This window comes from Labrys neptuniae (assembly GCF_040797145.1).
Lineage (GTDB): Bacteria > Pseudomonadota > Alphaproteobacteria > Rhizobiales > Labraceae > Labrys > Labrys neptuniae.
On sequence record NZ_JBFNQD010000007.1, the window covers coordinates 106,466 to 129,565 of the forward strand.

At 65.5% G+C, this 23,100-nt stretch carries 21 protein-coding genes; 12 read left to right on the plus strand and 9 right to left on the minus strand.

Features of this window, described 5'->3' with window-relative positions; genetic code table 11:
• Positions 1–133 precede the first annotated feature (133 nt).
• From ABXS05_RS20270 to ABXS05_RS20290, 5 genes are all read right to left on the minus strand, one after another.
• The gene (locus ABXS05_RS20270) at positions 134–1,492 is read right to left on the minus strand and encodes an MATE family efflux transporter (protein ID WP_367625191.1); all 1,359 of its coding nucleotides are present in this window, start codon (positions 1,490–1,492) and stop codon (positions 134–136) included.
• A 96-nt stretch (positions 1,493–1,588) separates the two neighbouring features.
• Entirely contained in the window at positions 1,589–2,902 is a 1,314-nt protein-coding gene (locus ABXS05_RS20275) for an MFS transporter (RefSeq protein ID WP_367625192.1), read from the minus strand.
• A 194-nt stretch (positions 2,903–3,096) separates the two neighbouring features.
• Positions 3,097–4,044: a DUF6282 family protein gene (locus ABXS05_RS20280; RefSeq protein ID WP_367625193.1), complete on the minus strand. Its 948-nt coding sequence runs from the start codon at positions 4,042–4,044 to the stop codon at positions 3,097–3,099.
• Positions 4,045–4,090: 46 nt separating this feature from the next.
• Entirely contained in the window at positions 4,091–5,011 is a 921-nt protein-coding gene (locus ABXS05_RS20285; RefSeq protein ID WP_367625194.1) for a cupin domain-containing protein, read from the minus strand.
• A 130-nt stretch (positions 5,012–5,141) separates the two neighbouring features.
• Positions 5,142–5,924 carry an IclR family transcriptional regulator gene (locus ABXS05_RS20290; RefSeq protein ID WP_149253883.1) on the minus strand — a complete coding sequence of 261 codons (783 nt, stop codon included), beginning with the start codon at positions 5,922–5,924 and terminating at the stop codon, positions 5,142–5,144.
• A gap of 114 nt (positions 5,925–6,038) precedes the next feature.
• Between ABXS05_RS20290 and ABXS05_RS20295 the strand changes: the two genes are divergently transcribed.
• Positions 6,039–6,824, plus strand: a complete 786-nt coding sequence (locus ABXS05_RS20295; RefSeq protein ID WP_367625195.1) for an HpcH/HpaI aldolase family protein — start codon at positions 6,039–6,041, stop codon at positions 6,822–6,824.
• A 28-nt stretch (positions 6,825–6,852) separates the two neighbouring features.
• Here ABXS05_RS20295 and ABXS05_RS20300 read toward each other — a convergent pair whose 3' ends face one another.
• From ABXS05_RS20300 to ABXS05_RS20310, 3 genes are read right to left on the minus strand one after another with little or no spacing between them, the layout of a single operon-like run.
• Positions 6,853–7,131, minus strand: a complete 279-nt coding sequence (locus ABXS05_RS20300) for a DUF6460 domain-containing protein (protein WP_149253881.1) — start codon at positions 7,129–7,131, stop codon at positions 6,853–6,855.
• 2 nt (positions 7,132–7,133) lie between these two features.
• Positions 7,134–8,804 (minus strand): cisplatin damage response ATP-dependent DNA ligase, encoded by a 1,671-nt coding sequence (locus ABXS05_RS20305; RefSeq protein ID WP_367625196.1) that lies wholly within the window; start codon positions 8,802–8,804, stop codon positions 7,134–7,136.
• Positions 8,801–9,841, minus strand: coding sequence for a ligase-associated DNA damage response exonuclease (locus tag ABXS05_RS20310; RefSeq protein ID WP_367625197.1), 1,041 nt, complete (start codon positions 9,839–9,841; stop codon positions 8,801–8,803). The genes ABXS05_RS20305 and ABXS05_RS20310 overlap by 4 nt, the downstream gene beginning before the upstream one ends.
• 130 nt (positions 9,842–9,971) lie before the next feature.
• Here ABXS05_RS20310 and ABXS05_RS20315 point away from each other — a divergent pair, with 130 nt between their 5' ends.
• The 9 genes from ABXS05_RS20315 to pdeM all read left to right on the plus strand — a co-directional run bounded on the left by ABXS05_RS20315 (position 9,972) and on the right by pdeM (position 19,099).
• Positions 9,972–11,042, plus strand: coding sequence for a purine-nucleoside phosphorylase (locus ABXS05_RS20315; protein WP_367625198.1), 1,071 nt, complete (start codon positions 9,972–9,974; stop codon positions 11,040–11,042).
• Between the two features lie 331 nt (positions 11,043–11,373).
• Positions 11,374–11,649 carry a DUF4242 domain-containing protein gene (locus ABXS05_RS20320; protein ID WP_311942855.1) on the plus strand — a complete coding sequence of 92 codons (276 nt, stop codon included), beginning with the start codon at positions 11,374–11,376 and terminating at the stop codon, positions 11,647–11,649.
• Positions 11,650–11,702: 53 nt separating this feature from the next.
• Complete coding sequence (locus ABXS05_RS20325; protein ID WP_367625199.1) at positions 11,703–12,146, plus strand: VOC family protein; 444 nt, start codon at positions 11,703–11,705, stop codon at positions 12,144–12,146.
• The gene (locus ABXS05_RS20330) at positions 12,130–13,203 is read left to right on the plus strand and encodes a GlxA family transcriptional regulator (RefSeq protein ID WP_367625200.1); all 1,074 of its coding nucleotides are present in this window, start codon (positions 12,130–12,132) and stop codon (positions 13,201–13,203) included. The genes ABXS05_RS20325 and ABXS05_RS20330 overlap by 17 nt, the downstream gene beginning before the upstream one ends.
• Positions 13,204–13,757: 554 nt before the next feature.
• Positions 13,758–14,669: a class I SAM-dependent DNA methyltransferase gene (locus ABXS05_RS20340; protein WP_367625202.1), complete on the plus strand. Its 912-nt coding sequence runs from the start codon at positions 13,758–13,760 to the stop codon at positions 14,667–14,669.
• Between the two features lie 139 nt (positions 14,670–14,808).
• The gene (locus tag ABXS05_RS20345) at positions 14,809–15,162 is read left to right on the plus strand and encodes a hypothetical protein (RefSeq protein WP_311942864.1); all 354 of its coding nucleotides are present in this window, start codon (positions 14,809–14,811) and stop codon (positions 15,160–15,162) included.
• Between the two features lie 71 nt (positions 15,163–15,233).
• On the plus strand, positions 15,234–15,587 hold the full coding sequence (locus ABXS05_RS20350; RefSeq protein ID WP_311942866.1) for a hypothetical protein: 354 nt from the start codon (positions 15,234–15,236) through the stop codon (positions 15,585–15,587).
• A 172-nt stretch (positions 15,588–15,759) separates the two neighbouring features.
• Positions 15,760–18,408: a ligase-associated DNA damage response DEXH box helicase gene (locus tag ABXS05_RS20355; protein ID WP_367625203.1), complete on the plus strand. Its 2,649-nt coding sequence runs from the start codon at positions 15,760–15,762 to the stop codon at positions 18,406–18,408.
• 1 nt (position 18,409) lies between these two features.
• Positions 18,410–19,099 (plus strand): ligase-associated DNA damage response endonuclease PdeM, encoded by a 690-nt coding sequence (pdeM, locus tag ABXS05_RS20360; RefSeq protein WP_367625204.1) that lies wholly within the window; start codon positions 18,410–18,412, stop codon positions 19,097–19,099.
• Between the two features lie 72 nt (positions 19,100–19,171).
• Here pdeM and ABXS05_RS20365 read toward each other — a convergent pair whose 3' ends face one another.
• Positions 19,172–21,475, minus strand: coding sequence for a tetratricopeptide repeat protein (locus ABXS05_RS20365; RefSeq protein ID WP_367625205.1), 2,304 nt, complete (start codon positions 21,473–21,475; stop codon positions 19,172–19,174).
• Positions 21,476–21,996: 521 nt separating this feature from the next.
• Between ABXS05_RS20365 and ABXS05_RS20370 the strand changes: the two genes are divergently transcribed.
• Together ABXS05_RS20370 and ABXS05_RS20375 are read left to right on the plus strand one after the other, a co-directional pair.
• Positions 21,997–22,449, plus strand: coding sequence for a MerR family transcriptional regulator (locus tag ABXS05_RS20370; protein WP_082979729.1), 453 nt, complete (start codon positions 21,997–21,999; stop codon positions 22,447–22,449).
• Positions 22,450–23,040 carry an SCO family protein gene (locus ABXS05_RS20375; protein ID WP_367625206.1) on the plus strand — a complete coding sequence of 197 codons (591 nt, stop codon included), beginning with the start codon at positions 22,450–22,452 and terminating at the stop codon, positions 23,038–23,040.
• Positions 23,041–23,100: the final 60 nt, after the last annotated feature.

Genomic DNA, 23,100 nt, shown 5'->3' on the forward strand with positions numbered 1-23,100 from the left:
TTCCCAATCACCGGCGGGACATCAGCACCCCGCCCTCGATATAGTGGACGATTACAACTAATTTTGCCGGCGAGGCCAAGCGAAAATTTCAGGCAACGAAGGTATCGCAATGCCGCAATCCGGAGCAGCCCGCTCAGGCGGCCTTGGTCTGGATGCCTGAAAAGGAGCCCGGCAACAGGCGGAAATAGGCCAGTCCCTGCCCGGCGCCACGCGCCACCAGGAAGCCGATCAAGGCGAGCCACAGGCCGTGATTGCCGAGAGGCTGCAGCAACCACCACAGCCCGAAATAGCAGGCGAGCGCCACCGCCATCAGGTTGCGCATGGCTGCATTCCAGGTGGCGCCGACATAGACGCCGTCGAAGGTAAAGGCGAGCGCGCCTGCGATGGGCGTGACGGCGGCATAGGGCAGGAACTGCCGGGCCAGCTCGCGAACCGAGGTGCTGGTGGTCATGAAATCGATGAAGGCCCCGCCCGCCGCAAACAGCACGGCGGACATGCCGATCGCCAGTCCCAGGCTCCAGATCACCGAATAGCGCACCGCTTTTTCGAAGGACGGCCGATTGTTGGCGCCGATCGAGCGCCCGCTGAGCTGCTCGGCCGCAGTGGCGATGCCATCGAGGAAATAGCCCCCGACCAGGAAGAAATTGTTGAGGATGGCATTGGCGGCCAGCGTCACGTCGCCAGCCAGTGCACCCTGGCGCCCGAAGAAGACGAAGGCTGCCAGCAAGGCGAAAGTGCGCAGCATGATGTCGCGGTTGATCGCGATCATGCGCACGAATTTGGCCCTGTCGAAGACGAGGGACCGCGGCACGCCCAGATTCCCGCCGAAATGGGCAATCACTACGGCCAGGCCGGCGACGACGCCGGTGGTTTCCGCCAATGTGGTGGCCCAGGCGGTACCGGCGACGCCCCAGCCCATTCCCAGCGTGAACAGGATGCAGAGCAGGATGTTGACGACGTTGATGCCGATCTGCAGCAACAGGCCGGTGGTGGTCCGTCCCAGGCCGATCAGCCAGCCGAGCACGGCATAATTGGCGAAGGCGAAGGGAGCGGACCAGATGCGGATGGCGAAATAGACCTCCGCCGCATGGGTCACCTCGGGCGAGGCGCCGAGGAGCGGGAAGGCGACCGCCGCAATCGCGCGCTGCAGTGCCACCATGGCGAGGCCGAGCACGCCCGCCATCACCAGCGCTCGCAGGAACACCGCCCGCTGCTCCAGCCTGTCGTCGGCGCCGACGGCCTGCGCCGTCAGGCCGGCGGTACCCATGCGCAGGAAGCCGAAGCCCCAGAACAGGAAATCGAACAGGAGGGCATTGAGCGCCACCGCCCCGAGCAGGGCCTCACTGCCGATCTGGCCGATCACGGCGGTGTCGACCAGCCCGAGCAGCGGGGTGGACAGATGGGCCAACGTCATCGGCGCGGCGATGCCGATGACGATGCGGTGGCTGACGGGAACGGGGCGGATGGGGGCGTCGATCGAAGCGGCGGGCATGGGCGGTGATTTTCCTCGCGCCTTGGTAGCCCCAATCAAGAGTCATTCCAAGGTGCCCCGCCCAAGATACCCCCGAGCCGATTTGCCCGCCCCCCGTTACGAGCCGTTCCCGGGAACCGGTTGCGCCAGGCGCAACGCACCTTGCCCGGCATTTTCCTTCTCGACCTCCTCGGCGAGTTCACGGCCCCGCGTTTCCGGCAGCAGGGCGATGGCGAGGAGCACGAAGAAATAGGCGCTGACGGCCGTGACGGCCATGGCGTCGCGCAGCAGGAGATGGCCGCCTGCCGTCATCAGGCCGATGACCGTGGGAAAGAAGGCGCCGGCGGCCCGGCCGAAATTATAGGCAAAGCCCTGGCCGTTGCCCCGGATGGCGTTCGGGAATAATTCGGTGAAATAGGGCCCGAGAGCGCTGTAGATGCCAAGAGCCGCAAAGCCCAGCACGAAATCGAGCGCGAACATCACCACCCCGCCACCCGGCAGATAGAGGAAGGCCGGAATGAAGATCCAGTTCAGCAGGGCAAAGAGCAGGAAGTTGCGGCGGCGGCCGATGGCATCGCACAGATAGGCGGCGACGATATAGCCGACGAAGGAGCCCACGGTGAGGACGAACATGTGATAGCCCACACCCACGGTGGAGATTTCCCGCACCGTCTTCAGGAAGGTCGGCAGCCAGATCACCATGGAAAAGCCGCCCGCCTGCACGCCGAAGGCCAGGAGTGAGGTCAGGCAGGTGGTGCGCAGATAGCGCCGGTGGAAGATCATCAATGGGCTGGCGGGTGCTTCCCCGGCCTTCACTCTCTTCTCCCGGGCCGCCAGGAAGACGGCCGGCTCGGGCACGCCGCGCAGGGCGAGCAGGACCAGAATGGCCGGCGCTGCCCCGAGCCAGAACATCCAGCGCCAGGCCTGGGTATCAGGCAGGGTCGCGAACAGGATGGAGGAGAGGATCGCCGCAATGGCGTAGCCGATGGCATAGGCGCTCTGCACGGTGCCGACGGCCTTGCCGCGATATTCGGAACGGATGATCTCGCCCATCAGCACCGAGCCGGCAGCCCATTCGCCGCCGAAGCCAATGCCCGACAGGATGCGGGCGGCAAGCAGCTGCTCGAAGGAGTTGCAGAAGCCACTCAGCACGGTGAAAAACGAAAACCAGAGGATGGCGAGCTTCATGACGCGCACGCGCCCGATGCGGTCGCTCAGGATACCGGCCGCCCAGCCGCCGATGGCGGAGGAGATCAGGGCCGAGGTTCCAAGAAAGCCGGCCTCGGCATTCGTCATGCCCCATACCGCGATCAGGGTCGGGATGAGAAAACTGTAGAGCTGGGTGTCGAGCGCATCGACGGCCCAGCCGCCGAAACAGGCATAGAGCGTCTTGCGCTCGGTACGATCGAGACTGGTGAACCAGGCGAACATGCATTCCTCCCTGCTTCCGGCCTTATGTTGGAGGCTGCGCGTCCGACCGTCCTGGCAGAAGCGAGCAATGGGGCCGGTTATGTCGATAGGCCTTGAACCGGCGCTGCGTGAGCATCGGATATGCGTCTGCACTCGGCGGCCCGAAAATGCCGCCGAAACTCATTGCGAAACTCAAACTTGCGTCAGGCGTAGGCTCAGGCCGCCTGGGAAACGAGTTGCTCCAGCCCGAGCACATGCGCCGTGTTGGTCGAGACCATCCGGCGGATCGCCTCGTCGGAATAGCCGAGTTCCAGGCACAGGCGCACGCCGCGCCGGAATCCTTCCAGCGGGCTGAACACGCCGACCTGCCCGAGATCCGAACACAGGATGGTGCGGTCGACGCCGGCCGCTTCGATCTGCTGGCGCAGATCCTCCGCCGAGCGGGTCTTGAACTTCGATCCTTCCAGGAACATGCAGAGCGAGTGCTCCACATAGGCGCCCATGGCGGCGATCTCCTTCACATCGTCCAGGCTCGCGCCGACGATGTCCTCCGGATGGGTGAAGATCAGGCGCTCGACGCCGCGGCGCCGCGCTTCCTCGAACAGGATCCAGGTCTCGCTGACATGGAGGTGGCCGCTGGCAAGCGCCATGCCGCTGCGGGCAATGACGTCCAGGACTTCCTTGACGTCGTCGAGCACCTGCCTGTTGGCATCGAGGACCGGGACCGCCCGGGCCGGCCGCATCTTCTGGGTCGACGCCGGATGCGACCAGGAGGAGGTCTTTTCCCATTCGAGATGGTTCTCGGCGGCCAGTGTCGGCATCCAGACGATCTTGCCGCCCATCGCCGCGGTATGCTCGACGGCGTAGGGATTGATGCCTCCCACCACATTGTTGAGCACGATGCCGGAAAAGACCTTGGTGGTGAGTTCCGGATGATGCTGGGAAATCAGGGCCGCCGTCGCAACGCCGGCATAGTCGTGGTCCTTGGTGACCACCGCCGCAAAGCCCGCCTCCGACATCTGGCGGGCCAGTTCCAGATGGTCGAGCCCGCGCGGCGCGATCGAAGGCCCGCTATGGACATGGGGATCGATCGCCCCCTTGAGCAGCGCGTCGATGCGCTTGGTATCCCCGGCCGATCCGGTATCAATGGTCAGTGCGTCCATGGTACTGCCTCCTTCGTCCTGCCTGCTCTACTGCGCGATCGGTGCGTCAGGACGGGGTCCCGGCACCCTCGGCCGGCATCGGATAATCGGCGGCGTTCAGCACCCAGCCGGGCTTCAGCGAAAAATCCCGGCGCGGCGGGCAGAAGATGTCGACGAGCTGATTCACCCCGGCGAGCATGCCGCGGGAGGTATGGATCGCCGGCGGCGGGATCACCATCACCGAGGGCGCTTCGCAATATTCGTGCTGGTCGTCGCGCCAGGCGTTGAGATCCGTGGTCCAGGGCCAGCGCAGATGGTGGGTGAAGGCTCCCTCCAGCGCGAGGGAGATCTGTTCGAAATCGTCGTGATGATGCGGCGAGAGCTTGGTGACGTCGCGCGGCCCGTGCTGCACCGGCAGGACGTTGACCATCATGGTCGAGCCGCGCCAGATGCGCCCGAACCGCCCCGGTTCGTCCGGCACGTCGAGCGAATAGACATGAAGCCGCGATCCGCCCGCCGCCTCCGGCCAGGGCTGGAAGGGCGCCACATTGGGATGCGGCGTGTCATAGGATGCCGCGTTCGCGCAGCGGGCCACGAGATCCCCGGCCCTGGTGGTGAACAGGCGCACGACCGGCCCCGATCCCACGATCCGGATCGTGCTCGGGCCGGGCGGAACGAAGGCAATCGAATAGCCTGGCACACGCGTCTTGCCATCGGCGGTCTCGACCTCGGCGCTGACGGCGGCATCGGGCAAGAGCAACACATATTCGTCGGGCTGCGCAGCGCGGGAGAAACAGGCGCCATCCCGCGCTTCGCTATAGGCGACCACGCAATGCTGGCTGCGGATGAGCCAGCTGCGGCCATTGGCATCGTCCTCCTGGGGCGGGGCCTCATAGAACTTGCCGCAATCGGCGCCGGCGAAGGCGGTCGCCATTGGCCCGGCCTGGACCGACGCCAGCGTCGAACGCGGATCCGAAGCATCATACATGGCAACCTCCCAGCGGCCCGGCGCAGGTCACACCCAATCAGCCACTTCGCTTTTGTTTCGTTAGTCGAAACGATGTTCTATTTATTTTTGAAGCAAAGTCCTCCCTTGTCAAGAGGGCCACCAGCGGCCGTCAATCGAGCACGTAGCCCAGCGCTTCGGAAACCTGCTTTGCAGCCCTGACCGTCCGCTCGATCTGCTCGGCGGTGGGCGTCTCGGTGATGAACTGCACGGAATCGACGATCGCCAGCGTCCCGACCAGGGAGCCGGCGGCATCGAAGACCGGGGCTGCCAGCGCATTGAGGCCGATCAGGATCTCGTTCGGCGCAATTGCCCAGCCGGCCTGGCGCACGCGCTCGATCTCCTTGCGCAAGCCGCCGGGCGTGACGATCGTCGCCTGGGTGCGGCGCTCCAGGCGCATGCCGAACACGGTGGCCCGCAAGGCGTCATTGCCGAAGGCAAGGGCGATCTTGCCCTGGGCTGAACTGTGAAACTCGAGCAGGGACCCCGGCCGGACGCCAATCTCGACGGTGGATTTACCCGGGACGGTGGTGAGCACGCGCACCCCCTCCGCTTCCAGCTGGGCGATCACCGCCGAATGGCCCAGGCTGTCGCGCAATTCCCGCAGGGCCCGGGCGCTGGCCGAGACGATGTCGCGCCCCTCCCCCACGGCCTGCCCCAGCTTGATCAGGCGGCTGCCGAGCTGATAGCGCTCCGTCTCCGGCAGCTGGACGATGTAGCCATGCTGCACCAGCGTCTGCAGATAGCGCCAGATCCGGCTCTTGGTGGTCTCCAGGGCGACGGCCATCGCCGACACGCCCATGGGCCGCCCCTCCTCCGCCAGCAGTTCCAGGATGCGCATGGCCAGAACCACCGCCTGCACGCCGTCACCGCCCGGGCCGCTAACACGAGGCATTCTTCAGTTCCTCACGAGGCAGGGCAGGCCCGGCCATTGACACGGGCGCCCTTTAGGTTGAACCTAATCATAGAAACAATGTTTCGACTATCGAAACAATAGAAAATCATCGCCATGCACGACAATGCCCCCGCACGCCCGGCCGACGCCTTCCGCCAGCGCCTGCTGTCGCGAAAGCCCCTGCTCGGATCGTTCATCAAGACACCCACCGTCCACGCGACCGAAATCCTCGGCGATCTCGGTTTCGACTTCGTTGTCGTGGACGAGGAACATGCTCCCTTCGATCGCGGCCAGACCGAACTGATAATGCTGGCCGCACGCGCAGCGGGCACCGCCGCGATCGTCCGCGTGCCCGAGATCGCCCGCATCCTCGGTGCCCTCGACGATGGAGCCGCGGGCGTCCTGGTTCCGCATATCTCCTCCGCGGCGAGGGCCCGCGAGGCCGCCGCGGCCTGCCGCTATCGCGGCGGCCGACGGGGCTTTTCCAATTCGCCGCGCGCCGGGCGCTATGGCGGCCTCGGCATCTGGCCGCATGTCGACCGGCAGGACGCCCATGTCAGCCTCATCGCGATGATCGAGGATCCTGAAGCGCTGGCGGAGATCGATACCATCCTGGCAACCGAGGGCCTCGATGCCGTCTTCATCGGGCGGGGCGATCTTACGGTAGCCCTGCAGGCCGAGAGCCCCGAGGCGCCGCCGGTACAGGCTGCCGTCGAGACGATCTGCGCCGCGGCCGAACGGGCGGGCAAGCCAGTCTGCATGATGGTGGCCAACGCCGCCGAAGCGAAGCGCTACCATACAATCGGCGCCTCTACCTTCATCGTGGCCTCGGACCAGGCCTTCATGCGCAGGGCGGCGGCCGAAAGCCTGGGCAGCTTTGCCAAGGAATTCGCCGCGTAGCGACACCCGGCGACAGGGGTGTGCCGTTCTATTTGCGCCCGCCGGAGGGGGCGGATTTCAACAGGCGCAGCACGAGCCAGATCGGTACCACGATCACCGCGCCGAGCAGGAAATAGCCGAACAGGTCCTTGATCATGCCGAAACCCTGCGCCGAGAGGCGCTCGAGGAAGTGCCGAAGCCTGGCAAGGAGTTCCCAGGGGGTGAGGTCGAGCCAGGCCAGCACGAGGCCCACGGCAACAGAAACCACCACCAGCTTGATAATCGTGCCCATCACCGAGCCGCCCATGAACTTCTCCAGCCCAGCCATAGCTAATCTCCTGTCGTACCAGCCCCTATTTCGGGCGTGACGGCCGTGCGGTCAAGCAGGGCAGTGAGGCTTTCCAGCCTGTCGGCCTCGCCGGGCGGCTTGTCCCAGCGCAAGCGCGCCAGCCGAGGAAAGCGCATGGCGACGCCGGATTTGTGGCGACTGGAGCGCGCCAGTCCCTCGAAGGCGACTTCCACCACCAGGCCTTTGTCTGCGGTGTGGACAACTTCCCGCACCGGGCCGAAGCGGTTCACCGTGTTGTTGCGGACGAAACGGTCGATGTCGCGCAGTTCCTCGTCGGTGAAGCCGAAATAGGCCTTGCCGACCGGCACCAGCTCCTCGCCCTTCCACACGCCGAAGGTGTAGTCGGAATAGAAGGAGGAGCGCTTGCCATGCCCGCGCTGGGCATACATCAGCACCGCGTCGATGCGGAACGGCTCACGCTTCCATTTGAACCACAGCCCCTTCGGCCGGCCCGGCACATAGAGGCTGTCGCGCCGCTTCAGCATCAGCCCCTCGACCGCCTCGGCATCAGGACCGGCCCCGGCGTTGGCGGGATTCTCCCGGGCCAGCGCCAGGGCATCCGGTGCGGCGAAGGCGACCAATGGCGAAAGGTCGAGACGCGGGCAAGCCAGGCGTGCCACGAAGGCTTCCAGCCGCGCACGCCTTTCGATGAAGGGACGGTCACGCAGGTCCTCCTCCCCTTCGGCCAGCAAATCATAGGCCCTGATATGAGCGGGATAGTCGGCGATGAGCCTCGGCGTCACACTCTTGCGGTTGAGCCGCTGCTGGAGAGCGTTGAAATTCTCGATGCGGCCTTCGCCATCCTCGCCGAGCCGCCGCACCAGCAATTCACCGTCGATGGCGCCCTCGAAATCGAGGGCCTCGACGAGATCGGGAAAGGCCGGGGCGATATCCTCGCCGGTGCGCGAATAAAGGCGCAGCATCGGCCCGTTCGCGGTGCGCGCGCCGACGGCCTGGACGCGAATGCCGTCCCATTTCCATTCCGCCACATGGCTGTCCGGCAGGATGGCCGCAAGATCGCCCTCCTCCAGGGCATGGGCCAGCATCACCGGCCGGAAGGGTGCCGGATTGCCGCTCTCGGGCCGCTCGCCCTTGCCTTGCGCCCAGGCAAACAGGCTCTCATAGGGCGGCTGCAGGCCAGGCCAGGCGAGCTCGATATCATCAGGGGACAGGGAGCCCAGCGCGGCCACGGCGCTCTTGGCGAGACGGGCGGAAGCGCCGATCCTGAGCGCACCCGTGATCAGCTTGAGGAAGGCCCACCGTCCTTTCTCATCCAGCGCGTCGAGATGGCGGGCGATCAGGGCCGGCATCTCCGAACGGCCGGCCTGGCTCAAGGCCTCCACCACCTCCGACAGGCTGGGCGCATGGTTCATGCCCGGCCGGACCGGCCACATCAGTGCGATGGTTTCGGACAGGTCGCCGACATAGTCGTAGGACAGCGCGAAGAGCTCGGGATCGGCACGTTCACCGATCAACTCGCGCAGCAGGGCCGGCTTGGCGTTGCGGAAGGACAGCGCCCCGGTGATCGCCGCCAGCGCATAGCCGCGGTCCGGATCGGGGGTCTCGCGGAAATAGCTGGTCAGCAGGCGCAGCTTGGCGTTGCGGCCCGGCTCATAGGCAAGGCGGTCGAGCAGTTCGGCGAAGCGGTTCATGCCTCCTCGGTCTCCTCGTCGCCATAGCCGATCATGTGCAGGGGCTGGGCCTTAAGCCCCTGGCTGCGGGCCCAATGCACCAGCGCGTCCTCCTGGCCATGGGTGACCCACAGCTCCGAACAGCCCGTTTCCAGGATCGAGCGCTGCAGATCGGGCCAATCGGCGTGGTCGGAGATCACCAACGGCAGCTCGGCACCACTCTGGCGCGCCCGCGCCCGGATGCGCATCCAGCCCGAAGCGTAGACGCTGAGGGGATCCGGCATCTTGCGCGACCAGACTTCCTGGGCTGCGCTGGGCGGGCAGAGCACGATGGCACCGGCCAGTTCGGCCGGCTTGACGTCGCGCACCAGCTGCAGCGCCCCGAGTTCGATGCCGAAATCCTGATAGAGGCGCGTCACTTTCTCCATGGCGCCATGCAGATAGATCGGCGCCTGATGCCCGGCATGGCGGGCCATGGCGATGATGCGCTGCGCCTTGCCGAGGGAATAGGCGCCGACGAGATGGGCCCGCTCGGGAAACAAGGCCAGCGAATCCATGAGCTTGCCGATCTCATGCCGGGGATCGGGATGGTGGAACACCGGCAAAGCGAAGGTGGCTTCCGAGATGAAGACGTCGCAGGGCACCGGCTCGAAGGGCAGGCAGGTCGGATCTGCCTGGCGCTTGTAATCGCCCGAGGCGACGATGCGCAGGCCCTTCGCCTCGAAGGCGATCTGCGCCGAGCCCAGCACATGGCCGGCGGGATGGAAGGTCGCGCTCACACCGCCGAGATCGATCGTCTGCCCGAGGATGGCGGTCTGACGGGTCTCGCAAAAATCCTCGCCATAGCGCGCCGCCATGATCGCCAGCGTCTCGGCGGTGGCCAGCACCTGGCGATGTCCGGCGCGGGCATGATCGGAATGGGCATGGGTGATCAGCGCCCGCCCGACTGGCTTGATGGGATCGACATGGACGTCCGCCGGTGGGCAGTACAGCCCCGACGGCGTCGGAATCAGCAAGTCCGAAGGCCGCATGGCGAGAACATAGGGTGAAAGCGGCATGGGGCCAAGGTGTCGCCGGCAACCCCGCTTCGGGCAGCCTCGATCTTTACAGGGTATCGGCGACGCGGACAGGATGACAGCGCCGCATCCATGCGATACCGGAAGAAGCCACCCTGGAGATCCAATCCCGATGCTGTTCACCCGGACGCCGACGCTGACCAATGCCCGATCGCGGGTAACATCCACCGGCAAACATCTCGTCGGCGCCGGCCTTGCGGCGGCTTTCGCCCTCATCGGCAGCGCTCATGTCAGCGCTGCCGAGCGGATTGCCCCCAAGGTGATGGTGATCACCATGTTCGGCGAGGAAACCAAGCCCTGGCTCGAGGCTCGCAAGCTGACGACGAAAATCAAGGTTCCCGGCCTGTCGAAGGACTATCCCGACGTCGCCTGCGATTCCGAGGGCCTATGCGTGATGACGACCGCCATGGGCTATGCCAATGCGGCCAGTTCGACGGCAGCCCTTGTGCTCGGCGGCCAATTCGACCTGAAGCAGACCTATTTCCTGATCGACGGCATCGCCGGCATCGACCCCAAGGATGGCACGCTGGGATCGGCGCTGTGGGCACGCTATGTCATCGATGGCGGGCTGCGCCACGATATCGACCCACGCCAGATCCCGTCCGACTGGCCCGACGGCATGCTGCCTCTCGGCGCCGCCAAGCCGAGCGACAAGGCAGGCTGGAGCGCCGGTACCGAGGTCTATGCCCTCAACGCCAAACTGGCGGAAAAGGCCTTCGCGCTGACCCGCTCGGTCGAGCTCGCCGACGGCAAGGATGCCGAGGCTTATCGCGCCCGCTACCAGGACGAGGCCGCCCGCGCCAAGCCGGCGGTGAAGCTGTGCGACACCGTCTCGATCGATACCTATTGGCACGGCTCCAGGATCGGCGATGCCATGGAGCGCTGGGCCAGGCATGCCACCGACGGCAAGGCGAATTACTGCACCACCCAGATGGAAGACAATGCCACGCTGACCGCCCTCAAGCGCGGCGCCGATGCCGGCCTGCTCGATTTCGAGCGTATCGCCGTGCTGCGCACCGCCTCCAATTTCGATCGCGAGGCACCCGGCCAGAGCGCGGCGGAATCGCTCTCGGCTAAGTCCGGCGGCTTCGGCCCGTCCGTCGCCAATGCCTATCGCGTCGGCTCGGCCTTTGCCGATGCCATCATCAAGGATTGGCCGGACTGGTCGGCCGGCGTCCAATAAACGCTTCGCTGGATCATCCTCGCACGGCTCCTGTGGGCAGGAGCGCCGAGATCTGCTGCGCTTTTGCCTGAAATCCCCGAGCGCAAAAGCTCGAAACGGCTGGGGCCGTCTCGGCGCGCCGGCTGCTTCCTGCCTGGGGCCGGCGCCCGATTGGCGCGATTGGTGGGGACTTCGTCACCCGCGTTCCCTGCCGGCCGGCTAGGATGCGCAGGGCTGAGGACAGCTCGTCCGATTGTCACGATCACCATCCGACATTGTCGAAACTGCCGCCTGTCCTGCCGATGGGAACCGGACGATCCTCGCCTTCCTCACCCGCAAACGGAGCGAAGAGATGAAGCGCTATGTGATCGAACGTGACATTCCTGGGGTCGGCGGCCTGAACCGGGACCAGCTCAAGGATGTCGCCCGCACCTCGAATGCCGCCTTGGCCAAGCTCGAGGGTCGGGCCCAATGGCTGCAGTCCTATGTGGTCGATGACAAGACCTTCTGCGTCTACCTGGCTGAGAACGAGGACGCTGTCCGCGAGCATGCAAAGCTCAGCGGCTTTCCGGCGACCAAGATCACCGAAGTCCGCAGCGTGGTCGAGCCGATGACGGCCAATTCCTGACGCCGGGACGCCGCCTCCTCCAGGCGGCGTCCGTTCCTGGTTGGATGAGGCCGATGCGAAATCCGCAATTTCCAGACCCCGGTCGTCCGTGCCGTGGCCTCCTGCGCTGGGTCGATCTCGCGGCAACGAATATTGCGAGCGCCAAGGTGTTCTATGCCGGCATGTTCGGTTGGAGATCGAGTGATGAAGCGATGAACGGCGGTCAATTTACCCGATTCAATGTGTCCGGCATGGATTTCGGCTCTGCCTACCAGCTCAGCCATGCTCATCGCGCACAGGGCGTACCTTCGCATTGGACGCCCTATTTCGAGGTGGGCGATCTCGAGGAGGCCCTCGCACGCGCCATCTCTCTCGGCGGCGAGGTGGTCGTCCACTCGGCCAACGCACCGGGTTTGGCACGGATCGCCCTCATCCTCGATCCGGTCGGTGCACTGGTCGGATTGTGGGAGCTGCCCGGCGCAGGCTTCACGGAGAGCTCCGATGCTGGCGCAGGCTGAAGCCTCGAGCGACTCGGCATCGGCCAAACTGGGAACCAAGCCGATCGAGGTCACGATCGTGCTGCTGGATGGCGGCTATGCCTCGACCGCCATTGGCCCGCTCGAGGTTTTTCACTCGGCCGGTTCTCTGTGGAATTGGCTTCATGGTGAGACCCCGAGGCCGCCATTCCGGGTTCGGACCGTCTCCATCGACGGCCAGGGCGTGACCAGCCTGTGCGCACTGGGCCTGGTGCCGACATTGTCGATCGACGACGTCGAGCACGCGGACATCGTCATCGTGCCGGCCTCCGGCTGGGACATCCAGGATCGCTTCATCGGCGATGAGGCCTTCCTCTCCTGGCTGCGCAAGTGGCATAAGCGGGGTGCCTACATCGCTGGCATCTGTACGGGCGTGATCTTCCTGGCCGAGGCCGGGCTGCTCGACGGGCGGATCGCAACGACGCATTGGGGCGTTGCCGACATCCTGCGCCGGCGCTACCCGCAGGTTCATTGGCAGACCGAGCAATTCGTCACCGAGGACGGTCATATCCTGTGCAGCGGTGGCGTCTATGCCTCGATCGACCTCAGTCTCTATCTGGTGGAGAAGTTCTGCGGCCATGAGGTCGCCCTGCAATGCGCCAGGTCCCTTCTCGTCAGCATGCCGCGCGGCCGCCAATCCGGCTACGCCGTGCTTCCCCTCTCGCGTCCGCATGCGGACGGCCGGGTTCGCGAGGCCGAGGAGTATCTGCGCATGCATTTCGACAAGGACGTGTCGCTCGATGCGCTGGCGGGGCGCAGCGGCATGAGTCCGCGCAATTTCATCCGCCGCTTCAAGGCTGCGACCGGTTCCCTGCCCGGTGCCTATGTCCAGATGCTGCGCATGTCGGCGGCAAAGGAACTGCTGGAAGCCGGGGCGACGTCCATTCAGGCGGTCTGCGCCAAGACGGGTTATGCCGACATCGTGTTCTTCAGGAGCCTGTTCAAGCGCCACACCGGCATGACCCCGGCGGAGTATCGACGACGCTTCGCCCATATGAATTTCGACCGCAGCGAATTGGTCGCCGGCCACAGGGCCTAGAGCGTTTTGCGATCTGGCGGAATCACCAAGAACCGCAAAGACGCCTTAGCCAATCCTTCGGGTTGGCTTGGAAACAAGGAGTTCGAGCAAATGAGCGTTCACGCCTGAACGCGCTTTGCTCTAGGCATCCTCAACCTCACCGGAGGTCTCGCATGGGCGCTCAACCGGCAGCCCTGAGATGGCTTGCGTCCAGGATCCGCGCATTCGCCCGCCTCGGCGCTGCTGCGGTCTCTCGCCATCGCGAACGAATCTGCCACGCCCGCACGCTGGAGGCACTGAACGACCGTGGTCTCCGGGACATCGGCCTGTTCCGCGTCGGCGCGAAAATCCGAGCGGAACGCTTCGCCGATTGCTGCCATCATCTCAGGTCGCCCCAGGCGGAAGAAGACCCATTCGGGGCCTGGCAGAGCACGCACAATGCAGCCTGCGATCGAGCGCCAATGGATCCGGGTGGCAACAGCAATGCGATCGAGGCCGCGGATTGAACCGCCCCTGCGAGTGCCGCCTGTTCTCTTGCTATTCTCTTGCCGCAGGTCCTGGCCTATAGGCGTGCCATGCTCAAAGCCCGTTCCTCCGGCAACGCCGTTGCCGACCGCCGCTTCGCCTATGCCATGGCCTACAAGGCGGGGGGCGATCCTGCTTCGGCTGCAGAGCTGGTGGTGCAGGCCCTCGACGAAGCGCCGGATTGGGCTGCCGGCTGGCTGGCCCTCGGCGATCTCAACGAGACGCTCGGCCGCCGGCGCGAAGCCATCGATACTTATCGCCAGGCCCTTCGTCTCGACCCGGCCGACGAAGCCGGCGCCGGCGCACGCCTGGCGCGGCTCGGCGAGATGCCGCCCGACGGCGCCATGACGCCGGCCCATATCGCCGCCTTGTTCGACGAATACGCGCCGCGCTTCGAGCGTTCCCTGGTCGACGATCTCTCCTATCGCGGGCCTGCCCTGCTGCGCATGGCCCTGGAGGGGATCGGCCGAAACGGACCGTTCCAACGCGCCCTCGATCTGGGCTGCGGCACCGGCCTTGTCGGCGAAGCCTTCCGCCCGCTCTGCCAGGACATCGTTGGGGTCGATCTTTCCGCCGCCATGCTCGCCAAGGCGCGGGCCAAGCAGGTCTATCGGCAGCTGGAGCAGGCCGAGATCGCCGATTTTCTTCTCCGGCAGGCCGCGGATAGCGCCGACCTGATCCTGGCAGCCGACGTCTTCATCTATCTCGGCGATCTCGATAACATCTTTCATCAGGCCGCCCGTATCTTGGTGTCGGGCGGCCTGTTCGTCTTTACGATCCAAAGCCACAGCGAGCCGGCCGCCTTCATCCTGAACCACGATCTGCGTTACGCTCATTCACGGGGCGGCATCGAGAACTGGGTGACCGGGGCCGGCCTGCACCTGCGCCATCTCGACGATGCCTGGGCTCGCACCGATCGGGGCATGCCGGTACCGGGCCAGGTCGTCGTACTCGAGCGATAGCCGCCCCCGGAGAGAAAGACCGGGCGCAGCTCCCGGTACGCCGTGCGCCTTGGCAAAATGACTTCCCAAACGTAAGGATGGCCTGGGGGACTTGGCTGCTTGCCAGCCAGAGGAGAGTCATGCGCTTGAAGGGGGCATCATGTTTTCGAGAATTTCCGCGGTCGTCCTGGCCGGTCTCGCCTGCGCGAGCTGCGCCACCAGCGACGGATTGCAGACCCTGACGCGGACGGCTGACCAGACGCCGCGCGGCCGGGTCATCAAGAACACCACCCGCATCACCAACGGCATCCTCGCCGGCAATCTGATGGTGTCGAATTTCTACTACTGGAATCGGCCGCAACCGGTAACGGCGCCAATCCTGCGCGACATGGACATCCGGGCCCGCCGCGCCGGCTGCCTCGACGGCAATGCCCCGACACGCAGCAGCGTCAGCGCCCGCTGGGGTACCTACACCTCGGCCTATCGCATCATCGGCCATTACGACTGCGACTGAACGCCCCGGCGGCGCAGGACGCCCCGCGAACAGCTTTCAACCAAGACACAGCCTTTCCCGGAGGAAAGACCATGGACTCGAAACTTCTCATCGTGGCTGCCGCGGGCCTCAGTCTTGCCAGTTGCGCCGGCCGCAGCGACCTGAACCTGATCACCCGCACCTCGCAGGACACCGCACGGGGCGAAGTGGTCAAGCGTATCTCGCGCATTGACGGGGGCCCTTTTGCCGGCGGCCTCATGGTCTCCAATTTCTACTACTGGCGCCGGTCGCAGCCGATCACTCCGGCCATCCTGCGGGATTTCGATGCACGCGCCCGCCGTGAAGGCTGCGCCGGAGGCCTGCCGCCGATGCGCCACAGTCTCACGGGGCGCTGGGGCAATTATGTCTCGGCCTATACCATCATGGCGATCTATGATTGCCGCTAGAGCGTTTTGCGATTTGGCGCTATTGCCGACGATCGCAAAGACGCGTCAAAAACAAGGAGCTAAAGCAAGAAGGCGTTTTCGCGAAAACGCGCTTTGCTTTGGACACTTCAGCTCGGCAGTGGACATCTGACCGCGGCACGCCAATATCTCCGCAGGCATTGGCGATAGCGGCATGAATGAGCAAAGCGGGAGGCGGGAGAACGGAGATCCAATCTCCACAGCCCCGCTCCCAACACTTCCGGCGGTCTTCGCAAACTGGTTCGCTGCGCGCGGCTGGACACCGCGGCCGCATCAGCTCCAGCTCGTCGAGAAGGCGCGCAATGGGCGTTCGGCCCTGCTGATCGCTCCTACCGGTGCCGGCAAGACCCTGGCGGGCTTCCTGCCGAGCCTGATCGACCTGGAGCACCGCCGGGCGAATGCGCCCGCCAGTCTCCACACCCTCTATATCTCGCCGCTGAAGGCGCTGGCCGTCGACGTCGCCCGCAACCTGGAACGCCCGGCCGGCGAGATGGGCCTGCCCATCCGCATCGAAACCCGCACGGGAGACACGCCCCAGGCCAAGCGCCAGCGCCAGAAGCGCGACCCGCCCGACATATTGCTCACCACGCCCGAGCAGCTCGCTCTGCTGCTGGCGAGCCGGGAGGCCACCGACCTGTTCGGCGGTCTCAAGCGGGTGGTGCTGGACGAACTCCATTCCATCGTCACCTCCAAGCGCGGCGACCTGCTTGCCCTCGGCCTGGCGCGTCTGCGGCATTTCGTGCCGGATCTCGAAGTCGTCGGCCTCTCGGCCACGGTGCGCGATCCGGACGAACTGCGGCGCTGGATCGTGCCCCAATCCCCGGGTCACCCTGCCATGGCCGACCTGGTGATCGCCGAGGGCGGCGCGGCGCCGGTGCTCGACATCCTCGAAACCGCCGAGCGGCTACCCTGGGCCGGGCATACGGCGCGCCACGCCATGGCCGAGCTCTACGCCCTGATCAAGGCTCACAAGACCACGCTCGTCTTCGTCAACACCCGCATGCAGGCCGAGTTCGTGTTCCAGGAACTCTGGCGGGTGAACGAGGAGAATCTGGCCATCGCGCTCCATCACGGCTCGCTGGAAGTCGGCCAGCGCCGCCGGGTCGAGGAGGCCATGGCGGCCGGCCGGCTCAAGGCGGTGGTCTGTACCTCCACCCTCGACCTCGGCATCGACTGGGGCGACGTCGATCTCGTCATCAATGTCGGTGCGCCCAAGGGGGCTTCCCGCCTGCTGCAGCGCATCGGCCGTGCCAATCACCGGCTGGACGAGCCCTCGCAGGCGATCCTGGTGCCGACCAACCGTTTCGAGGTGCTGGAATGCAAGGCGGCCGTCGATGCGGCCAAGGCCGGCGAGCAGGACACGCCGATCGCCCGCACCGGCGCCCTCGACGTGCTGGCCCAGCATGTGCTCGGCGTCGCCTGCGGGGCCCCCTTCGACGCCGATGCGCTCTACCGGGAAATAGCCTCCGCCGAGGCCTATGCCGGGCTCGATCGTGCGACGTTCGACGACGTCCTCGCCTTCGTGGCCACCGGCGGCTACGCCCTGAAGACCTATGACCGCTTCGCCAAGATCCGGCAGGGCAAGGACGGCCTGTGGCGCGTCGCCAATCCGATGGTGGCGCAGGCCTATCGGCTCAATGTCGGCACCATCGTCGAGGAAGCCCTGCTCAAGGTCCGCCTTTCCAATCGCGGCCCGCGCGAGCCGAGCCGCATGGCCGCCGACAAGCCGACGCCCTATCTGCCCTGGTTCATGGACCCCAAGGCCTCCGGCCCGCCCAAACGCAAACCGGGCGAGACCACGGCCCGGCGCGGCTTCGGCCGGGTGCTGGGCGAGGTCGAGGAATATTTCGCCGAAGGACTTTCGGTGGGCGATACCTTCCTGTTCGCCGGGGAGATCCTGCGCTTCGAAGGCATCCAGGAAGAGGACGTGCTGGTCACCCGCGCCCCGCCCGGGCGCGATCCGAAGATCCCCTCCTTCGCCGGCGGCAAGTTCCCGCTTTCCACGCATCTCGCCAGCCGGGTGCGCTCGATGCTGGCCGATCCCGACAGCTGGGGCGGATTGCCGGACCAGGTGGCGGACTGGCTGCGCCTGCAGCGCGACATCTCCCGGATGCCGCCGGCCGGCGACCTCCTGGTCGAGACCTTTCCGCGCGGCAATCGCCATTACCTGGTCTGCTATCCCTTCGAGGGCCGCCTCGCCCATCAGACGCTGGGCATGCTGCTGACGCGCCGGCTGGAACGAGCCAAGCTGAAGCCGATGGGTTTCGTCGCCAACGACTATGCGCTCGCGGTCTGGGGCGTCTCCGACATGCACCGGGCCGCGATGGACCAGCTCTTCGACCAGGACATGCTCGGCGACGATCTCGAGGAATGGCTGGCGGAGTCCGCCCTGATGAAGCGCATGTTCCGCACCTGCGCCATCATCTCGGGCCTGATCGAGCGCCGGGCTCCCGGCAAGGAGAAGACCGGGCGCCAGATCTCGGTCTCGACGGACCTCGTCTATGACGTGCTGCGCCAGCACGAACCCCATCACATCCTGATGCGCGCCGCCTGGGAGGATGCGCGTACCGGCCTGCTCGACCTCCAGCGCCTGTCCGGCATGCTCTCGCGCATCAGGGGCCGAATCATCCATAAGAGGCTGGATCGCATCTCGCCCTTGGCGGTGCCGATCATGCTGGAGATCGGCCGCGAGCCGGTCTATGGCGAGGCGACGGACAGCGTCCTCGCCGAGGCAGCGGATGATTTGATCGCGGAGGCCATGGTTGGACGGCAGGATCGACCCGACGACAGAGAAAGCGCCTGAGATGATCCGGCGGGATGAAGCCGTGCTGGCGGTCGCGGGCGTCGAATTCCTCGCCACCGCCGACGGCGCGCTGGTCTGGCTCGAGGAAAGCCTGGTCGTCGTTTCGGACCTGCATCTGGAAAAGGGCTCCTCCTTCGCCCAACGCCGTGTGCTTCTGCCGCCCTATGATACCGCCGAGACCTTGAAGCGCCTGGCGCGGCTCCTGTCCCGCTTCGGCGCGAAGCGACTGGTCTTCCTCGGCGACAGTTTCCACGACCGCCGCGCCGATACCCGTCTCGCCACCAGCGATCGCGAGGCGCTGCAACGCTGCATTCACGGGCGCGAGATATTCTGGATCGCCGGCAACCATGATCCGGATCCGCCCACGGGCCTTGGCGGCACCGCAACGCCGGAACTCGCCATCGGGCCGATGCTGTTCCGTCATGAGCCATCGGCAAGGGCCGAGCCGGGCGAGATCGCCGGCCACCTGCATCCGGTCGCCCGGGTGGCGACGCGCGGCAGGTCGCTCAGGCGGCGATGCTTTGCCGGCGACGGCCGGCGCGCCATCCTGCCGGCCTTCGGCGCCTATGCCGGCGGGCTGAACGTGCGCGACGCTGCCTTCGCGCCACTTTTTCCCGACGGCTTCACCGCCCATCTGATGGGCGATGAACGCGTCTTTGCCTTCCCGCGCGCACGCTGCCTGGGCGGGTGAGGGAGTGCCACTTCCTTCTCCCCTCGTGGGAGCAGGCTGGTTACTCCTCATCTTGCTGGAACAACGCTCCCCTCAGCAGGGATGGTGCCCAGCCTTGCCGCCATCGAGCGCCGCGCGTTGCGACGGCGTCAGGCGCGGCTCGATCTCCGCCAGCTTCATCAGGGCGTCGGCATCGCCCGCCGCGGCGGCCAGTGCGAGGAAGCGGTAGGAAACGGCGAGATCACGCGGCGTGCCGAGCCCCCGAGCCGCCAGCAGGGCGTAGTTATACTGGCTGGCGACATGGCCCTTCTCGGCGGCCTGATGGAACCAGCGAGCCGCCTGTTCGTAGTCGGGAGCGCCCATGACGGCGCCATTGGCATAAAGCACGGCCAGATTGTACATCGCGTTCACGGAACCATGCTCGGCCGCGCGCTGATACCACAGCCCCGCCAGCACGGCATCCTGGCCGACTCCCCTGCCCTTGTCATAGGCCAGCCCCAGCAGGAACAAGGCCGGGGTATAGCCCATCTGGGCCGCCTGGCGATACAGCCCGGCCGCCTTGGCAAGATCCTGGGTGGAGGCATCGGGCCGATCGAGCCGGCGTGCCTCCTCGAACCAAACCAGGGCCTGGCCGGCCTGCTCGGGCTTGGGTATGGCGATCTCCGGCCGCATCTGGGGCGTTGCCGACGTGCTCAGGCGCGTCATGGGCCGGCTGCTGGGTGCGGCGCCGGCCTTGCCGCCCTGCAGCGCGCCCAGCATCATGGTCACGGCCGCCAGTCCCAGCAGGATCGGGCGCTTGTGCCGTTTGTAGAAAGGTTCACCTCCGGTCACGGGATCGTTCTCCTCGCGCGTGATAGCCCCCTCGGCCTCGTTTGCGGCACGCGCCGCCCGCCGCGCCGCGGCGATGAAGGCGCTGCGCGTTCCGCTCGGTGGCGGCGAGCCGCCCGCCCCGAGTGCGGAAACCTGGCTGGGACGGCCCGTATTGTGCGGTGTGTCGGTGACAGAACTGCGGGGGCCGTCACCCGCAAGGGATCGCGGCAGGTCATCCGACCAGGCGATGTCGTCGGGTCGCTCGCGGCCGAACAAGGGCGGAACCCCCGCCAGATCCGGCGGTCCGGCAACGACCGCTCCGCCACGGCTCCTGACCACCTCCTCGACGGCGGCAAGGCGGTTGCCGAGCTGGTGCAGCAGCGATTGCAAGGCGTCGAGAGCCTTTCTGGTGTCACGGACGTCGTCCTGCTGGTATTGGCGCAGTTCACGAAAGATCCGCTGCAATTCCTCCGGCAAGGCGGCCAGCGCCGATCCGGCCAATGTCTCGCCGAAAGCCGCCCGCAGCTGCGCAGCGCCAGGCCCGCCGCTGGCGAGCCCCTCGATGCTGCCGGCCATGGCCGCGATCTGCCGCTCCAAGGCGGAAAGAGCCGCCTCGTCGACGACACGCCCATCCAGGCCTTCGAGCCGGGCCATCAACCCCGTAAGCGAGGCATTGGTCGAGGACTGCGCCTCGTCGACGGCCTGGCGCAGGGCATCGATCTTCTCATGAAGCTCGTGTGTGCTCTCGGGCTGGCGGACGAGATCGCCGATGCGGGCGCGAATATCGGCCGTCTCCCGCTGGAGTGTGGCCAGCACGGCCGGATCCTGGGCCTGGCGTGCCAACAGATCGAGTTTCTTGTCGAGGCGCGCAAATTGTTCGGGGGAACGGATGCCGGCCACGTGCCGGCTGAGATCCGCCATCTCCGCACGCAGGCCGGCGAGATCCTCCTGGCCGGATGCGGCCGGGGGATGGCTGCGCCTGAGTTCGGCGACCTCCCGCGTCAGCGCCGCAATCTGCTCGCTCAGATCATCGCGAGGCGCAGGCTGGACCGAAGGTACGGATGCGGACGAACCGATCTTGTCGGCCATGCCGGCGATGCGCTGCTCCAGATCCCGCGCCAGATCGTCGAGGGCATCGACTTCGCCGCCCGACGCCGCAGGGGCGGGCCGGGACGCAAAACCATCGACCAGGGCATCGACCAGGGCAGCCATCTGCACCTCGCTCTGCTCCTGCCTGTGGATAAGTTGCTCGATCAGCCCCGCCATTCTGGCTTCACTCGCACGGATATGGCGCGCGAGCACTGCCGCACTGACTTCTACCGTCTGGATCTTTCGTTTCGGGTCATCGGAACCACTACCGACATACCTCTCCCGGGTCGCAGCCAGCTTCCGAGCAATCGCGGCCAAGGGCGATTCCGGCAGGTCGCTCTGCGTCTCAAAAAGCGACGGTTCATGCAATTTCTGCTCGGCAACAGTGGATTTGAGCCATTGTGCAAGCGTCATGCCCGAGCGGCGGGCCAGAACGGCGGCAGCCTCGCGCGTCTGGGAATCGACGCCCTCGACACTCCATGACGCTGCTTGGCTCATTTGGCTTCCCGTGCCGACGAACGGCCTGATTCTCACGCCTCTCCCAGCCTCCGCCCCGGAAAACCGGGCCGGGAACGCGTGGAGAGGGCGGCACGCAGTGCCCGCAACAGCAGGTTTCGCGCAACAGGGTAAATATCCTGTTAACCCTCACTGCCCTAGCGCTCTTCCCGATGGCAACAACATTGCAGAGCATCCAAAGCGCTTTTTTTACTAAAAACCTTCCGACCCGAACTGCAGAGCAGACGGGAAAGTGGGATACCTTGCAAGAACCGACATTAGACTTTGCAACAAGGTCAGAATTCTGTTGATGCTCGTGTTGTTCGAAACGCTCAACGCGCCCTAATTTAATACGTTACCCTTGAAAGGAAGCAGAGCGAGGGCTATGATCTCCCTGCTGGAGATTTGGGCGTTCGCTTGGTAATATATTAATTGCTGACGCCCCCCGGATTTCGTATTATGGTACCTGTTGCAACGAATGAGTAGCGGCGCTGCTAGCCTGTAACGGGCGCGAGAGAGAGACCATGTCAAAGTTGGAAGCCAGGTCGGCAACAAACACAAAAGGCCAACCGGTGACGGTATTCGTAGCAGAGACAGAAAACGCTACGAATAGCACGACCACCTATACAATAGGTGACCTTGCGCGAGAATTTGGCGTTACTTTGCGAACCTTGCGCTTCTACGAGGACAAGGGTCTCCTCAATCCTACGCGCGACAACCTGACTCGGCTCTATAGTGCACGCGATCGTGAGCATCTGCAACTTATCCTTAAGGGTAAGCGGCTGGGTTTTACCCTGGTAGAAATCGGCGAGATGATCGCCCATCACGGTGAAGGCAAGACGGCGAGTCTCGATATCAGCGCCAGCACCGTCCGCGAGCAGATCGAACATCTGGAGCGTCAGCGCCGCGAGATCGATGAAGCCCTGGTCGAATTGCGCCGCAGCTACGAGGGATTGGCCAACGCCCTGCCGCGTTAAGTGGCCGTATGCCTGCGTCGAAAATACCTGATCGGCAGCGCAGCGTTCCTTGTGTTTGCCGGCCTTGGTCTATGGGCCCTCTTCCTTTTCCTGCACAAGCCCATCGGCGTGATCGACAGGCCGTTCAAGTTGACGGACGCTGAAGGCCGCGTGTTTGACTCCAAGGAATTGCAGGGCAAGCCGAGCCTGGTCTATTTCGGCTTCACCCACTGCCCCGACATTTGCCCGACGACCTTGTTCCTGCTCGCGCAGGCGCTGAAGAAACTCGGGCCGGACGCCTCGCGGATCAACGCCCTCTTCATCACTGTCGATCCCGACCGGGACACGCCCGAGCAATTGAAGACCAGCCTCGCCGCCTATGACCCTCACCTGCGCGGCCTGACCGGCGACCCCGCACAACTCGCCTCGATACGCGACATCTACGGTATAGAGGCAAATATCTTGCCTGGGACAGGCAAGAACTACAATATCGACCACACCGACACCGTATTTGTACTCGACAAGAATGGCCGCGTACAATCGAGCTTCGACCTGCACGCCTCTTCGGACGAAGTGGTTGCTCTTCTGGAAACTGTCATGCAGGCTCGATAAAGTGCGACATCGAGGGTTGGCCTTGCAACCGGCATCCAGGAAAGGATCGGGCACTCCCTG

Bases quoted from the DNA above. Each gene is read 5' to 3' on its own strand.
- ABXS05_RS20290 (WP_149253883.1), bottom strand. From the start codon at position 5,924: ATGCCTCGTGTTAGCGGCCCGGGCGGTGACGGCGTGCAGGCGGTGGTT.
- ABXS05_RS20280 (WP_367625193.1), bottom strand. From the start codon at position 4,044: ATGGACGCACTGACCATTGATACCGGATCGGCCGGGGATACCAAGCGC.
- ABXS05_RS20295 (WP_367625195.1), top strand. From the start codon at position 6,039: ATGCACGACAATGCCCCCGCACGCCCGGCCGACGCCTTCCGCCAGCGC.
- ABXS05_RS20300 (WP_149253881.1), bottom strand. From the start codon at position 7,131: ATGGCTGGGCTGGAGAAGTTCATGGGCGGCTCGGTGATGGGCACGATT.
- ABXS05_RS20270 (WP_367625191.1), bottom strand. From the start codon at position 1,492: ATGCCCGCCGCTTCGATCGACGCCCCCATCCGCCCCGTTCCCGTCAGC.
- pdeM (WP_367625204.1), top strand. From the start codon at position 18,410: ATGATCCGGCGGGATGAAGCCGTGCTGGCGGTCGCGGGCGTCGAATTC.
- ABXS05_RS20320 (WP_311942855.1), top strand. From the start codon at position 11,374: ATGAAGCGCTATGTGATCGAACGTGACATTCCTGGGGTCGGCGGCCTG.
- ABXS05_RS20345 (WP_311942864.1), top strand. From the start codon at position 14,809: ATGTTTTCGAGAATTTCCGCGGTCGTCCTGGCCGGTCTCGCCTGCGCG.
- ABXS05_RS20370 (WP_082979729.1), top strand. From the start codon at position 21,997: ATGTCAAAGTTGGAAGCCAGGTCGGCAACAAACACAAAAGGCCAACCG.
- ABXS05_RS20285 (WP_367625194.1), bottom strand. From the start codon at position 5,011: ATGTATGATGCTTCGGATCCGCGTTCGACGCTGGCGTCGGTCCAGGCC.
- ABXS05_RS20330 (WP_367625200.1), top strand. From the start codon at position 12,130: ATGCTGGCGCAGGCTGAAGCCTCGAGCGACTCGGCATCGGCCAAACTG.
- ABXS05_RS20310 (WP_367625197.1), bottom strand. From the start codon at position 9,841: ATGCCGCTTTCACCCTATGTTCTCGCCATGCGGCCTTCGGACTTGCTG.
- ABXS05_RS20275 (WP_367625192.1), bottom strand. From the start codon at position 2,902: ATGTTCGCCTGGTTCACCAGTCTCGATCGTACCGAGCGCAAGACGCTC.
- ABXS05_RS20355 (WP_367625203.1), top strand. From the start codon at position 15,760: ATGAATGAGCAAAGCGGGAGGCGGGAGAACGGAGATCCAATCTCCACA.
- ABXS05_RS20350 (WP_311942866.1), top strand. From the start codon at position 15,234: ATGGACTCGAAACTTCTCATCGTGGCTGCCGCGGGCCTCAGTCTTGCC.
- ABXS05_RS20365 (WP_367625205.1), bottom strand. From the start codon at position 21,475: ATGAGCCAAGCAGCGTCATGGAGTGTCGAGGGCGTCGATTCCCAGACG.
- ABXS05_RS20325 (WP_367625199.1), top strand. From the start codon at position 11,703: ATGCGAAATCCGCAATTTCCAGACCCCGGTCGTCCGTGCCGTGGCCTC.
- ABXS05_RS20340 (WP_367625202.1), top strand. From the start codon at position 13,758: ATGCTCAAAGCCCGTTCCTCCGGCAACGCCGTTGCCGACCGCCGCTTC.
- ABXS05_RS20315 (WP_367625198.1), top strand. From the start codon at position 9,972: ATGCTGTTCACCCGGACGCCGACGCTGACCAATGCCCGATCGCGGGTA.
- ABXS05_RS20305 (WP_367625196.1), bottom strand. From the start codon at position 8,804: ATGAACCGCTTCGCCGAACTGCTCGACCGCCTTGCCTATGAGCCGGGC.